8 protein-coding genes are annotated in these 15,321 nt (G+C 48.0%); 4 read left to right on the plus strand and 4 right to left on the minus strand.

Annotation, left to right across the window (positions count from 1 at the left end; translation table 11 throughout):
* The first annotated feature begins 135 nt into the window (after window positions 1–135).
* Window positions 136–969 carry an RNA polymerase sigma factor gene (locus DWY25_RS03945; RefSeq protein WP_117893951.1) on the plus strand — a complete coding sequence of 278 codons (834 nt, stop codon included), beginning with the start codon at window positions 136–138 and terminating at the stop codon, window positions 967–969.
* Window positions 957–1,646 (plus strand): DUF2461 domain-containing protein, encoded by a 690-nt coding sequence (locus DWY25_RS03950; protein ID WP_117893954.1) that lies wholly within the window; start codon window positions 957–959, stop codon window positions 1,644–1,646. The genes DWY25_RS03945 and DWY25_RS03950 overlap by 13 nt, the downstream gene beginning before the upstream one ends.
* Before the next feature lie 123 nt (window positions 1,647–1,769).
* Here DWY25_RS03950 and DWY25_RS03955 read toward each other — a convergent pair whose 3' ends face one another.
* Both DWY25_RS03955 and DWY25_RS03960 read right to left on the minus strand, forming a co-directional pair.
* Complete coding sequence (locus DWY25_RS03955; protein WP_181981680.1) at window positions 1,770–7,619, minus strand: polysaccharide lyase family 8 super-sandwich domain-containing protein; 5,850 nt, start codon at window positions 7,617–7,619, stop codon at window positions 1,770–1,772.
* A gap of 544 nt (window positions 7,620–8,163) precedes the next feature.
* Window positions 8,164–8,955, minus strand: a complete 792-nt coding sequence (locus DWY25_RS03960) for a Nif3-like dinuclear metal center hexameric protein (protein ID WP_181981681.1) — start codon at window positions 8,953–8,955, stop codon at window positions 8,164–8,166.
* A 205-nt stretch (window positions 8,956–9,160) separates the two neighbouring features.
* Between DWY25_RS03960 and DWY25_RS03965 the strand changes: the two genes are divergently transcribed.
* Window positions 9,161–9,913, plus strand: a complete 753-nt coding sequence (locus DWY25_RS03965) for a GNAT family N-acetyltransferase (RefSeq protein ID WP_117893962.1) — start codon at window positions 9,161–9,163, stop codon at window positions 9,911–9,913.
* Between the two features lie 1,785 nt (window positions 9,914–11,698).
* Here DWY25_RS03965 and ispD read toward each other — a convergent pair.
* Window positions 11,699–12,343: a 2-C-methyl-D-erythritol 4-phosphate cytidylyltransferase gene (gene ispD, locus DWY25_RS03980; RefSeq protein WP_117893971.1), complete on the minus strand. Its 645-nt coding sequence runs from the start codon at window positions 12,341–12,343 to the stop codon at window positions 11,699–11,701.
* A gap of 109 nt (window positions 12,344–12,452) precedes the next feature.
* Complete coding sequence (locus DWY25_RS03985; RefSeq protein ID WP_117893974.1) at window positions 12,453–14,450, minus strand: Clp protease N-terminal domain-containing protein; 1,998 nt, start codon at window positions 14,448–14,450, stop codon at window positions 12,453–12,455.
* A gap of 369 nt (window positions 14,451–14,819) precedes the next feature.
* Here DWY25_RS03985 and DWY25_RS03990 point away from each other — a divergent pair, with 369 nt between their 5' ends.
* Window positions 14,820–15,308, plus strand: a complete 489-nt coding sequence (locus DWY25_RS03990; protein WP_117893976.1) for an ATP:cob(I)alamin adenosyltransferase — start codon at window positions 14,820–14,822, stop codon at window positions 15,306–15,308.
* The last annotated feature ends 13 nt before the right edge of the window (window positions 15,309–15,321 follow it).

Below are 15,321 nucleotides of genomic sequence, written 5' to 3' on the forward strand. Positions count from 1 at the left end.
CTTTCTCCGGGCAGGTTCGCTGCCCTGGCGCTCCGTTTGCCTGCAGCCGCCAATTTAAAAATTTTACAAAAATATCGCGAAACTATGTCACACGGAGGATTGCCTTCCGTCTAATCATTGAAAGGAGAAATTCAGATGGACAAACAAACTCAACCGCTATCCCCCGCTTTGATCAAGGAGGTGCTGGCGCATAAGCCGCAGGCCGCGGCCGAACTGGTTCAACAGCTGCAGACGCCGGTCTTTAACCTGGCTCTGCGGATGCTTGGAAGTGTGGCCGACGCCGAAGACGCAACCCAGGAAATCCTGCTTCTGGTTTTGGAAAAGCTGCCGGGCTTCCGCGGGGAAAGTGCCTTGACTACCTGGGTCTACCGGCTTGCGGTCAACCGGCTGATCGATGAAAAGCGTTCGATGTTCGCAACGCATCCGCTGAGCTTCGAGGCCTACGCCCAGGATATTCAGGCATTTCAGAAAGAATCGCAGCGGGAAGATAAGCAGATTCTGGCCCGGGAACTGAAATTGTCGTGCACCAACGTCATGCTTCAATGCCTGAAGCCGCAGGACCGCTGCATCTTCATCCTGGGCACGATGTTTAAAGCCGACAGCCGGCAGGCCGCGGAAATCCTGAATCTAACGCCGGAAGCTTACCGCCAGCGGTTATCGCGCGCCCGTCGGAAAATGGCAGACTTCATGTCGCAGTATTGTTACCTGGCTTCCGGCGGCTGCCGCTGCACCTGCCGGATCGACTTTGCGATCGGCACGCGCCGGCTGGATCCGGACAACCTGGAATATTCCAAGCTGCCGACAGCCGAACCGCAGGTTTTACATCAGCATTTAGAAGCGATGGAAAAAATTGAGGAACACATGACGGTGTTCGACACCCTGTCCGCCTATGCGCTGCCGGAAGAAAAGCGGCAGACATTACAGGATGTGGTCGCTTCCGTCTGGATGGAGAAAGTATGTCAGAATTAAATTTTGATCTGGCCCTGTCGCAGCAGTTTCTTGGCGATCTGGCCCGCAACAACAACCTGGATTGGATGCACGCGCATCAGACAGAATACAAGCTGGCGCGAAAACAATTTGAAGATCTGGCCCGGGCGGTCAACGAACAGCTGGCGATGAACAACCCGCGGCGGCTGGATATCGACATTGCCCGCCGGATCAGCCGCCTGAACCGGGACACCCGGTTTTCCAACGATAAGTCGCCTTACAATCCAGTCTTCCGGATTCATCTCTCCCCTTGGGGACCTCAGCCGATTCCGTGCGATTTGTTCCTTGCGCTGACACCGGATACCCTGATCGTGGGGGGCGGTTTGTTTGCTTCCCAGTTTGCGGAAGCGACCGCGCTGGTCCGCCAGGCGATTGTCGATCAGGCTGACGCTTTCAGCGCGCTGATCCAGGCCCCGGAATTTTCCGTCTGTCTGCCGATCAAGGGAGAAAGTCTGAAACGAGTGCCTAAGCCGTTTCCTGCCGATCATCCGCTGGCGGATTATTTAAAGATGAAGTCATGGTATCTGGAATGCTTCGCCCAGGGCAATCTGGCCCCGTCGGAGCTGGTCGATCAAATCACAGGACTGGCTGAAAGTATGCGGCCGTTCAACGAATTCCTGAACCGCGCGCTGGCTTCCTTCACGATGCCGCAGCGCTGAAGTTCCAGCTCTCATAAGCTTTTTCTTAGATCCAAAAAAGCGCAGATATCGCTACCTGTGCTTTTTTGTTTTTATTCTTTGAATTAAATAGATAGCGTTCTGATCCTTTAAAGCCCAAAAAGCTTATTCTCGATCCCTTCCGTTAGATCTGACGCTCCAGAGCAAACCTGCGCTAAGGACTGCAGGCAAAAGCATCAGCCAGGTCCAGGAATCAACGAAGGTCCAGCTTCCGAACCTTTCTGTGATGAAGAAAATCGCTATGGAAAGCCCAGCGATAGCCAGGCCAGCCCAGCGGTAACCCGCTGCTGTTTTCGGCTTTCGTTTCAGATAAACCAGAACGGCTGCCAGTACTGTCAGAATCATCATTACAAGATTAACAATGGCAAGGGCGCCTGTCGTTTTTTCCGCAGCCTCACTCTTCGGCGTTTCCTCCGGCGTTGAAATATCCGGACGGGTTTCAGGCGACGGTTCTGGAACAGCCGTTGCCAGCTGATCCGGCTTCTCATTTTCATGCGCATTCTTATCTGTCGACAATGTGCCGCTCTGAGTTAACCTTGCGTTCTCCGGCTGCTTCGTTTGTATTGGTTCCGGATGAATTTCAGAGGCTGAACCCGATGTATCCGTGTCTGGCTGAGCAGGAGCTTTAACTAATTGTCTCACCGCCGTTATCAAACGTTTTACAACGGAATCCACCTGAGTTTGACTCGCTGCCCGATCCGCAAAAATCGTCTCAGCCTCTGCAAGCGCCTCCTGCAGCGAATTCCAGCTGGCCCGTGTATAGTTTCCAGCATTCAATCCTTCAGTCTTAGCGATTTCCAGTTTCAGCTCCCGTTTATCCGCTTCCGAACGAATTTGAAGCAACCACGTATTCTGCGGCTTGTCGTTATCCCGCGTCTGGAACTGGGCCGTGAACTGTCCGTCGGCAAAGACTGTGTTCTTGACATTAGCGTCCTGATGCAAAACTTCAATCAGAGGGCGATCCAGCGTAACTGTCAGCGTTTCATGAGAGGCATCATTATAGGGCGACATCGCCGCAATTCTTATTGTTCCATCATCATAAAAACGGATCATAACACTGCCGGCTTTATCGACCGTCACCCCGTTCACGGTAACCGGCGTCTCAGAGAAGTTATTGATGGCCAGAATATTCAACCCATGGTGATATACCGCATGAACATCCGAAGTCTGTGCGATGATCTCAATCTGTGGATTCTCTGCGTACGCTTTGGTCTCTGCTTCAGAAGCGCACGGGAGTATAACGTAAGCATATTGTGCTTGTTGAGGATCAACACCATGATCGAACCAGAGCGTAGCGTAATCGTCTGTTTTTAACGTTTCATCAACTGTAAATCCGTTCTTCATCGCGTTGATATCTTTCCAATATCCGGAATGTTCCTGCTTTTGAATATGTACAGCCGCTGGGGACGGGAAGTAATAACCAAGATCTGATCCCGGAGTGCTGCCGCTGAGATGAGCGTAACGAGGCTGGTCAATCAATGCGCCTTCTCCCTGGGCAATTTCCCGGCCGTCAATCACAAGCCGATTGTCCTGCGTAATTTTCCGATTTTCCACAATCGTTTCCACACTCCGCCCCTGACTGCTCGTAATTCCGCTGCCCAGCGCCACAATTTCATGATCGAAGGTAAACCAGGATTTCCGCGCAGTTAAATCCATTTGGATGCCTTTGGATCCCGGAATGGAATTTGATTTATTCAAAATCATTCCCGCTGCGCCGTAACGCTCGTCGATGACACTGCCTCCAACCCAGTTTTCTTTCGATGTTGTATCCCCCAAGTTCAGCAGCTTATCTATCGAAAGAGTATCCACGGTAGTCCCGGGAATGCGTTTCCAGTCGATCGTAGCCCAGGTATCGTCAAGATACTGATGAAGGTCTGAATTATTCAAGACGGTCCATCCATCGCCCAGATGGAAGCCCTTCATATTCTCATTATTTCCAACTTCCGTATTGGAAATTCTCTGATTGTACATCGATATCTGGAATGAGTAATCTTCACGGTTATGGAAAAACTTTGCCATCCGGTTCATCGCATAGGTCTGCTCGGTAATCCGAATCGGCGTAACCGTTTCATCTGCCATAACCTCATGATAGAACTTCACGAATGGATAGTTTGGTTCTTTACTCGTCGGATCCAGCAGATTGGTCACAATGCGCGGATTCTCCTGAATCCAGTATTTCAAATGTCCCTGCAGCTGAATGCGCTGATCTTCTTTGGCCATTCTCGCAATCAAAGTCATCCCGTTAATAAAGGATAATCCGCGGACTTCCTGACTTTGCAGCTGACGGGAAATTCCGCGGCCAGCCGTGACGTCGGATAATAACCCCTGCCAGACCACCGGAACATAATTAACTTCAATCACCTCTGACAAAAGATCTACTTTTTCTTCCACAAAGCTCTGATAATCCTCAATTCCGTTCAGTACATGCAGATAATAACCGCTGGCGGCAATCAATGCCCGTCCATAACCTGAGGTATAAGCTTTATTTGTATGGAAAACTGTGGATCCGTCATAATAGAAACCATCGCCGCTTTTTACAATTTCTATGACTTTTCCACTGGCGGCAAACGCTTTGCTCATGGACTCCTGGATCTTCGCCTCATCTTTCAGAATTACATTGGCAACCATGTGATTTTTACAGAAATCCAAACGGTTTGATCCGGTCATGTTTGCGCCGCCCTGCTGGGCGTTCTTGGCGGGATCCGGAATAAAGATATTGACCCGGCCGGCATATTTTTCAATTTGTTCCTGCGTAAGAAAATCATACATCAGAGTAACAAAATTATTCAGCTGTGCCCCGCCTTCAATTTCCGGTCCCATTCCCCCTTCGATAACATATTTGGGTTTCGGAGTTCCCTGCGGCCCCGTATAGACATAGTTAGTCCACCATTCGATGGCGCTCATGATGTCCTGATACAAATCACGATCATATTGATACGGTGAACCTTCTGTCAGAAAAGCCTGTGCCATGATCTTCAGGAAATAGATATTACGAAGATAAGGTTTTGAGGCAACTCCTCCGGTATATTCGTCAGGCCACAGTTTCTTTGATCCGTCTTCATTTAAATTGGGCTTCATCAGATCCCAGTATTCTTTTGCCTGATCAAACAGACGGGACATATAAGCCTGTGTATTGGGATCAGTATAATCTGGATCCAGATCGCCGATCAGTTCTGCGTAATTGTGCCGCATCTGATCATATTTATCTGCGACAACCGGTTCGATGGTTAACGTGATCTGATCACGCATGCCTTCGTACTCCGCGCTGATTTCAACGATCCCCGCCTGCTCGGCAAACAGAAATCCATTGTGGATAAAAGCAATGTCCGGATTGCTGCTTGTCCACTCAACCAAGTCGTCTTCCGCATTCAGACAGTGCAGCAACAGTCTTCGGCCCTGCGAAAGATGAAGGCTGCCGCAGTCGATCGCAAAACCATCAATGACCCGCAGCTGAGCTTCCGCGCTGATTTCAGGATGGTTTTTACTGATGACCTGGATCAGCGTTTCGCCAGTTTTCAACCCTGTAATTTCACCGTCATCCTTTACTTTCGCGATGGATTCATTTGCAATTTTAACCGTGACTGCTTTGTCCGATGCGTTAGACGGCAGATAGCGCAGCGGAATTTCCTGCGGTTGATTAAGTTGAAGCGTAATCCGTTCCTGTGGAAATTCCAAACCTTCAAGAGTGATGATATTCTCTTTAATCTGAACGTCGTCCAGATAGAAAGTACCTGTGTTCGCATTCGGATAAAAGATAATCTTAAACGCCTCAATCCCCGCCAGTCCGTTCAGTTTAATCGAATAATACTTCCCCGCTTCATTTGCTGCAATTTCCGTCGGCGTCCAGTCCGCCATCTTTTCCGGAGATACGGTATAGGCTTGTTGAAATGCAACGTTGACCTTGGCGTCATTTTTCATCCAAAAGCTCAGCTCATATTCATGGCCTTCCTGCACGCCACCTTCCGGTGTGACAAACTGGATAAACCGCGGCGAAGTTGTATTGGTATAGGTTAATTTAGCCGACTGATTCCCTTCAATAAAAGTTCCAGGTTCCTGGCTCAGACTTCCCACACCGTTGGCACTGGCATTTTTCATCGTCCAGCCCACAGCCTGAAGATCATCTTTCCAGCCGCTGCCGGAAGTGATGATCGTCTCTTCAAATCCACCGTTAACCACCGCGCTGTCGGTCACTTGAATCGGCAGCGTGGCTGTGATCGATGGATTTTCCTTACCGATGGCAGTTAATGTTGTCTTACCTTGTGCTAATGCAGTAACCCTTCCGCTTTGATCGACGCTGGCAATGGTTTCATCCGCAATGGTGAAATCCACTTCTTTATTTACTGCGTTCTGCGGCGCATATTGCAATACCGGAAGCGTGCTTTGGCCTTTTTTCAAAGTCAAGCTCGCCTCGGCAAAACTTAATTTCTCTAATTTTCCGACGTTTAGCTTTTCAGCAATCCTCACGTCATCCACATAAAATGTTCCAGTCTTTGCGTCTGGATGCGGATAGAATATAAGCTTAAAAGCTTCGATTCCCGCCAAGCCTGTCAATGGAATCGAATAATACTTACCTGTCTCATTCGCTGTGATTTCCGTCGGCGTCCAGTCCGCCATCTTTTCCGGAGACACGGTATAGGCTTGTTGGAAAGCAACGTTAACCTTGACGTCATTTTTCATCCAGAAGGTCAGCTCATATTCGTGCCCTTCCTGTACGCCGCCTTCCGGCGTAACAAACTGGATAAACCGCGGCGAGGTCGTATTGGTATAGGTTAATTTAGCCGACTGATTCCCTTCAATAAAAGTCCCAGGTTCCTGACTCAGACTTCCTACGCCGTTAGCGCTGGCATTTTTCAACGTCCACCCTATCGGTTGTCTATTCTCCTGCCAGCCGCTGCCCGCAACGATTTCACTCTCTTCAAAGCCTCCGTTAACGACAGCGTTGCCAATGACCGTAATCAAAAGTTCAGCGGTTATCTGCGGACTGCCAAGACTCGCAGCAACTAACTTTGTCATCCCTGATTTCAACGCAGTTATTTCGCCTTTTTCGTTCATCGATACGATTTCCGGATCTTCCACACGATAACTCACTTCTTTATCATCCGTTTCTTCCGGCGTATACAAAAGCTCAGGAGTATAGGTTTCCCCAACGTATAATGTTATTTTATCATCGCTAAACCGCAAAGTTTCCAATGGTGTTTGTTCCCGCGATTTATCTTTTACTTGAACATCATCCACATAAAATGTTCCAGTCTTCGCGTTAGGATGTGGATAAAATATGAGCTTAAAGGCTTCAATCCCAGCCAAGCCTGTCAGTTGCACTGAATAATATTTACCTGTTCCATCTGCTGCTATTTCTTTCGGCGTCCAGGCGGCCATCTTTTCCGGAGCGACCGTATAAGCCTGTTGGAAAGCAACATAAACCGAAACGTCATTTTTCATCCAGAAGGTCAGCTCATATTCATGCCCTTCCTGTACGCCGCCTTCCGGCGTAACAAACTGGATAAACCGCGGCTTATCTGAATTCGTATACGTTAATTTCGCCGATTGCGTACCTTCGACAAAAGTCCCAGGCTCTGTGCTGAGGCTGGCAACTCCATCATTAGGATTTTTAAATGTCCAGCCTACTGGCTGCCTGTTCTCCTGCCAACCGCTGCCCTCAGCAATTTCAGTATCTTCAAAGCTTCCGTTTATCACTCCGGCCGCAAGCGCAGTAAAAGCCGACTCAACCGACTGAGAGACAGTTGATTCTGCCAAAACTTGACTCGCTTCCGCAGGCAGTGGAGAAACAACTGCTTCGGATTCGATAATTACCGGTTCCCCTGTCGGAAGCAACTCTTCGAAATCTACCGATTCCTCAGAATTTTCGTATTCTTTCTGTTGATTTGTTTCTTCCTCTTGATTATCTTCCCCACTTTTCTCATTTTCCAGCTTATCTTCAAAAGGAATCTCATTCATTATTTCTCTGTCTTTTTTGTTAGCTTTTTGTATGTCAAAAGCCAGCACTCTGATATCGGATCCCATAAAGGATACGATCATACACACAACAATGGAAAACTTCCCACCAGCAAACAATCCTTTGCGCATATTTCCTCCCTATTCCCTTTTCTGCATTTTATCGGATGACAATTCACTTTTCATTTTGTGTGTAAACGTTTACAAGTTTATTATAAACAACATGTTCCCTTTTGGCCAATAAGAAGTATTTCTATATAAGCAAATATTTCTTATCCATAAGTTTTTATAATAGTCATTTCTTTTTCTTTTCTTATTTTTACATGAAATTAAAAAATAAGTTCTTCAGTTTTCTTTTATTAAGCTTAAGTGTAATCAATCTTAAAACTTTAGATTTAGGACATAATTTAGCCTTCGTTTTACAAGCATTGATCAGAATACTCTCAGAAAATATACAGTTTAACGATATAGAAAACCTGTCTTCCTCGGAAAACCAGTTTACTTTACGATTATTAAATATTCGCTAAGAGAAAATCAGCTCAATTCGTTACTCTCCTGCTTCCACCAGAGTGAACTGGAATCCCTCGTCCAGTTTAACGAACCGGCAATCGGGAAATACTTTGCTTAAATAGTGAACCATGCCGGTCATCCCTTCCATTTCATTGGTGGAATGATGGCAGAGAATACACGGCACCTTCGCATCCAGACACCATTGCAGATCGATCCAGTTGGTGAAGCCATCGTCAGCCAGGATCATGCAATCCACATTCTCCATCATCATGATTTGGGAATTCATCGCCGCGCCGACACCCATACCTAATTTCGTTACCCGCTGATCCGGATCCCCCAGGATCTCGACATAACCGCAGCCATGCGGCTTCAAGGCTTTCGCCAGTTTTTCCGCCAGTTCGGAAACGGTTTCCTTTTCAATCGCCGCGTAATGATAAAAAGAGGAAACCGGACGCTCGTCAAACGGGATTCCGGTGCTGCGCGCCAGCGAATCCGCCACGCCGTAGACGGGGAACTGATCCCAGCCGTCATGACAGCGGTATATCGTAATCTGATGTTTTTGGCAGAGCTTGATCTTTTGATCGCGCAGGTCTTTCATCGTCTTATACGGCGCGGTTGTTTCCACATAAAGGCAATTTTCGTGCGAAATGATAAAATGAATATCCTGCCGGATGCATTCCTCGATCACTTTCATTGTCGCAACCCAGCAGACAGCCACTTGACTGACCTCGGAACTCCCTCCGTCAATCAGGATAAAATCCCGGGTTTTGCGGTAATCCACCCAGGGCGTATGACTTTGAATATGATCAATTATTGTTTGTATTTGCATAAACAAACCTCCCATGTTTTCATTATAAGCCGAAATCAAGTGTCCGGTCTTATCAATTTGACTCTATTGTATTTTTTTCAATGTTCTCTCTGATTTCATATTATATATCCATTATTATTGCATCACTTTCTTACAAAATCCGCGGCGCTCTATGTTTCTGTCATAAAATCTTATATAATTCCCTTAAAAGAAATGAGGAGCCGTAATGGAATTCAAATTTGTAACCTTAACACCGGATAATCTTGCCTCCGAGCATCTCAGCTGCATTATCCGCACGAAAAAAGCACATCCGGGAGTGGAAGCCAAACGCCGGTGGCTGGCTGAGCGGCTTCCGGAGGGCCATATTTTCCGCAAACTGGATGCGAAAGAAAAAGAAACAGCCTTCATTGAATACGCTCCGTTAGAAACTGCCTGGGTTCCGATCACCGGTGACAATTATCTCTATCTTTACTGCCTCTGGGTTACCGGCAGCTTCAAAGGGAAAGGAATTGGCCAAGCTTTGATGGATTCCTGTCTGGCTGACGCTAAACGTCAGGGGAAAGCCGGCGTCTGCATGCTGGGTTCGCACAAACAAAAATCCTGGCTGTCCGACCAGGCGTTCGCTAAGAAACAGGGCTTTGAAGTCGTCGATCAAACCGAAAACGGCTATGAGCTTCTGGCTTTATCGTGGGACGGCACAAAACCGCAATTTACAGAAAACGCAAAGCAAATGCGAATTGAGAATCAGGAATTAACACTCTTCTATGACGATCAGTGCCCGTTTATCGCGCAATATATTGAAAGGGTGAAGAAAGAGTGTGAAACTCAGGCCATTCCGCTGATCCTTAAGCATGTTGATTCATTGGAAAAAGCCAAAGCGCTGCCCTGCGTTTTCAACAACTGGGCCTGTTTCTACAAGGGTAAATTTGAAACGGTGAATTTGCTTACCCCTGATATGTTGAAAAGAATATTAAAATAACAGGACAGGATTTCATAAATTATTTATTCACTACCGCAAACGAACGTTGAGAAACTCAACGTTCGTTTGCTATTTTCAGTTTTTTTTCTTAATTGAGTTGTCCAAAAAAAGTGCCGCAATCCGTCCTAAAGAAAACCGGTGCTGATCTGTCCGCCACTTTTTGAATAAGAGAGAGTGTCTGACGGGGATCGCTCTTTCAAGCTTCCCTGCACCCTTAGTCTATTCCGTTCCCGAGTTATTTCATGTCCGTGATTATTTTCACAATCTTCATTTCTCTAGTAAATAAATTTTTGTATATCTTTTCCCTTTGTTTCTTCTCCGGATTCAAAAGAAATTCTGAAAGCAACCTGTTCAGGTTCAGTCAACAAAAACGTGCCATGTTTATATAATTAAACATATCAACTCGCTTTTTTGCTGAGTTTCATTCGTTTTCATAAAAGATCGCGGATAATCTTAACTTTCTTCTGTTTCCAGCAAGGCTATTTCTACTTTTGCGCAATATTAATAGTGTAGGGTCTTTGATGAAGCGGCTGCCCGTCCGGATGGATCTTTCTTTGGATTCACTTGTTTTTCGAGCTGGATTGTTCAGCTCTGGAAAGGAGGGGCTTTCTATGAAATTTTTCATGGAACTTTTGTTTTCTCTCTCTTTTTCTGAATGGATGTTGATGATTCAAACAACGATCATGATCATTGAATGCAGAATCAGAATTATAGAATTCAAAAGAAAAAACGCCGTCATCCGTAGCAAAGATCACCGGCGTTTATCTGTCCACAGCTTCCCTTCGATGAAGAGATAGCTTATGACGGGTACCGCTTTTTCATGCGGCCCTGCACTTATAGTATACGTCATTCTTGAGTTATTTCAAGGGTTGCTGCTTATTTTCACAATTTTCAGTAACTATTCACCGAGAAGTGAGGGAAAAGAAAATCGGATCAGCTTAAAACTGCCGGTTGACTCTGTGACCATCCGAAATTCAGGATGTTCTCGAGGGTTTCCAAGGTATTCTGTTTTTGTTTCGTTGCCATTTGAAGCACACTCAGCACGGCCATCTTATGCTTTCCTGTTTCTTCCTTCTCAGTGAATAGTAACAATTTTCATTTTCTTCATTTCTCTAGTAAATAAATTTTTATACAGCTTTTCCATTTATTTCTTTCCTGTATTTAAATGAAATTCAGAAAGCCGCCTATTCAGATTCAGTCATTACAAACGCGCAATTATTTTTGTAATTAAGTGTATTAGTTCTTTTTTGTCTGGTTTCATTAGCTTTCATAAAAGATCGCGGATAATCTTAACTTTCTTCTGTTTCCAGCAAGGCTATTTCTACTTTTGCACAATATTAATAGTGTAGGGTCTTTGATGAAGCGGCTGCCCGTCCGGATGGATCTTTCTTTGGATTCATTTGTTTTTCGAGCTTGTTTTTCAGCTCTGGAAAGGAGGGGCTTTCTATGAAATCTTTCATGGAACTTTTGTTTTCTCTCTCTTTTTCTGAATGGATGTTGATGATTCAAACAACGATCATGATCATTGAATGCAGAATCAGAATTATAGAATTCGAAAGAAAAAGTGCCGCAATCCGTAGCAAAGAAAACCGGCACTTATCTGTCCACCACTTCTCGAATAAGAGATAGTGTCTGACGGGTATCGCTTTTTCAAGCGTCCCTACACCCTTAGTATATTCCGTTCCTGAGTTATTTCAAGGGCGTGCGGTTATTTTCATAATTTTCATTTTCAGACACTTCACTCCAAAAAAACCGGTCAATGTCACTGACCGGGATAATTCCTGCTTAACGCAGATCTTCCTGCGTCGTAATCTTGATATTTTTATACGATCCCAGCACCGCGTACACCGCTTCGCCGGTCAACAGTTCTACGACCTGCGCGTCGTCGGTCGCCTGTACCTTTTCCTGACGCGCCTTGCGGTACGCCCGCAGAATCAGCGACGTCCTAAACGCCTGCGGCGTCTGCGCCTGCACCAGCTGGCTGCGGTTCGGTGTTTCCTTGATCTTTCCATCTTCAATGACCTTGATCGTATCCTTGCACGGCACCGTTAACAAGCACGCGTCATGCTCGCTTAAGCACTGGCAGATCCGGTCCAGACATTCCTGTTCCAGAAACGGCCGCGCGCCGTCGTGGATCAGCACATAGTCCTCGCTGACCGCCATTAATCCGTTAAACACACTCTCCTGACGGGTTGCTCCGCCTTCGACAAACACGACGTTCCCCCGTTGTGTCCGGTTGCGCATACAGCGCACGTAGTCCTCACGCTGCGTTACGATGACGATCTGCCTGCACCGCGGATCGGCTTCGAAAATGCTCATCGTCTTTTCCAATACGTTCTTTCCGTCCGCAAAGGTGTAGAACACCTTGTTGTAGCCAAGATTCATCCGACGCCCCTGTCCGGCAGCCACGATTAACGCTGAATATTCCATCCTTTTCCCTCTTTTTCGTCCTTTTGGTAGTGCTTATTTTATCACACCCCGTTCAGTCCGGCAATGGACAGCGCGGTTTTTCACAATTCCTGACGCATTTTTACGCAATTCAGCCAGCGGATTTCTTAAAACGCTTCGTCAGATAAGAGCGGATTTGACGATCGATCTTTTCCGGATCTTCCCCTTCGATATCAAACGGCGTGTCCTCGCCCAGCTCAAAGGCCAGCTGCGGCATTTGGCGGGTGATTTCCTGAAGCCGCCGGCGTGCCAGCGTTTCCATTTCCGCACTGTCCAGCGTCCGGAAATCCAGAATTGCATCAGCGATTTCATCCCAGCCCTCATTCTCCGTTTTCACAGAAACGGCCTGAAATCCAAGTCCGGATACCGTCCGGCTCTGTTCCGTGTCCAGCAGAATCAGACAATGCCGCAAATCCACCTTCCGTCCCGCTTCTTCCTCGATCAGTCCCTGCTCGATGCCCTTGCGCAAAATAGCCGCGCATTCCGGCCGGGCAGCGTCCAGATTACGGATAAACAACAGCGAGTAGGGAGAACGCCGCAGTTTTTCCAGCCACAACGAATACTGTTGATCCGGACCATGCACGAACCGATAACCTGCCTGACTGTCTTGATAATCCATCATATCCACTTCAATCCGCCGGTCGTTCTGCCCGAAGTACAGCTGCGCCAGCACCTTTGCCAGCCGCTGCTTCAAAGAAACCTGTTTGCCGCAAAGCAGCCACACCCCTAAAGGCCGATCCTGCACAACCCCCAGCTCCATCCACTGCAGCTGTTGATCGATCTGCGTCAGAACGCCTTCCTGCCCGATCAGTTCCCTGCGCAGCCGCTGCATCACCCGATCCTTTCGGCGGCGGTCCTGCAGCGGCACGTCAGTCAGCTGCTCCAGAATCTGATCGACATCCCGCTGCGCGACTGTGCCGCGATGATCCATCCGCGCGCTGGCACAGGCCAGATCAATAACGTCCAGCGCCTTGTCCGGCAGCTTGCGCGAAGGCATGAAATACTGCGTGCTTTCCATCAGCGGACCGACCAGCTCCATGGGAAACTGGATCTGATGATGCTGCTCATATTCCGGAATCTTCGCCTCGATCATCCGCCGGGCGGAATCCAGATCCGGCTCCTCGATCATAACCGGCTGGAAGCGCCGCTGCAAAGCCCGGTCCTTTTCAATAAATTTGAGATATTCATCATACGTCGTCGCGCCGATGCAGCGGATTTCCCCGCGGGCCAAGACCGGTTTCAGCACGCCGGCCACGTCGATTGAACCTTCGGCTTTACCCGCGCCGATGATCTGATGGATTTCATCAATAAAAAGAATGACCTGGGGGAACTGCCGCAGGGCATCCAGAATTTTCTGAATCTTTTCCTCAAACTCGCCGCGGTACTTGGTCCCCGCCACCAGACCGTTGACGCTGAGTTCAAAGATGACGCTGCCGCGCAGGCAGTCGGGAACCTCTCCCTCGTCAATACTTTTAGCCAGCTGTTCCACCAGCGCCGTCTTCCCCACGCCCGGATCGCCCAAAAGCAGCGGATTGGCTTTTTCTTTCCGGCACAGAATCCGGATGATCGAATTCATCTGCGCCTGCCGTTCAACGATATTGGAAGGCCGGTTGGCCATCCACTGGTTCAGGTTGCGCAGCTCCCGGATCGAATTCAGGCTATCGATATCCTGCCGGTTCAGTTCCGCGATCAATCCGGCGATATCCACATCATACCGCCTTAACAGCTCCGAGGCGACGTTATTGGGCGTTTCCAGCAGCGTCCGTGTCAGCATTTTCAGCGTGATGACCGGCGGTGTGGAACGAGCCGCTTCAACCAGACATTTCTCCAGAATTTCCTGGACGGTCTGCGTGTACTCGGTCTGCCGTGTTTCTTCCTCGTTAAAACCGAACAGCACCTGAATATCCTCTTTCAGCTGTTCGGCGGTAATCCCGCGTTCGCTCAGCAGTTTCTGCAATGCGGAATGATCTGTCTGCAGAATGCCGATCAATAAATGCTCCGTTCCGATGAAGGTGTTTTTCATCTGCCGCGCCACTGTGCGGGCGGACTGGATCGCCTTCTGAGCCTGAGGATCAAAATTGGTTTTCATCCTCGCGATTCCTCCTTCCAAACCGTTGAACTTCCCAGTTCAAGTTCAGTGATAGTATTGCCCCGGGTCAAGATCACTACACCGCGGCTGTCTGTTCCAATTTTTAGGATTTCCTCCTGGCGTCTTCAACATGCTTCATTTCAGTTTATCCGCCAAGAGAGAAACTTATGCCCGGATCTTTTGCCTTCCCGCCTGCCGGAGGACCGAGGAACTATGAAAATGAAATGAAACCCGGTAAGCTTACCTCGCTTTTTTTCGAAGAAATCATGAAAATCGTTCCAATCGCGATTTCTTTATGACTTCTGGACAAAAACATTTTATAATGGAAGCAATGGCCCGTAAACGGCAGAGGCGAAGCGAGGTGAAAACATGATCGTTACCACGAAAACCGGGGATCAGGGAACAACTGAAATTCAGGGGGGACGGATTTCCAAAGCGGATCCGTTAATTGAAGTCCTGGGCGATCTGGACGAGCTGAGCGCCGAATGCCTGGTGCTAGCCAGCGGATTTTCCGGATACCGGAAATCAATGAAGCAGATCGTAACCCAGCTCAGCGCCGCCAGCGCGATGCTGAGCGGTTATGGCGAAGCCGATCTGGAAAGTTTTATCCGGATGCTGGAAATCGAAATTGAATCCAAAGTCAAAGCGGCCGGCGAATTCAGATTTCATTATCCATTCGACAATCCCGAGAGCGCGGCGCTCAACCGCCTGCGGACAATCAGCCGGCGGGTTGAGCGGCATTGGTGGAAGCTGCAGGAAACTCGAAAGACCGATCCGTCCCTGGGCGTCTATCTGAACCGGATCAGCGATTATTTTTATGCGCTGCAGATTCAGAGTGCGGCAGGTTCGGAAATTTAAATATAGGAGGAAG

This window comes from Holdemania filiformis (assembly GCF_003459085.1).
Taxonomy (GTDB): Bacteria; Bacillota_I; Bacilli_A; order Erysipelotrichales; family Erysipelotrichaceae; genus Holdemania; species Holdemania filiformis.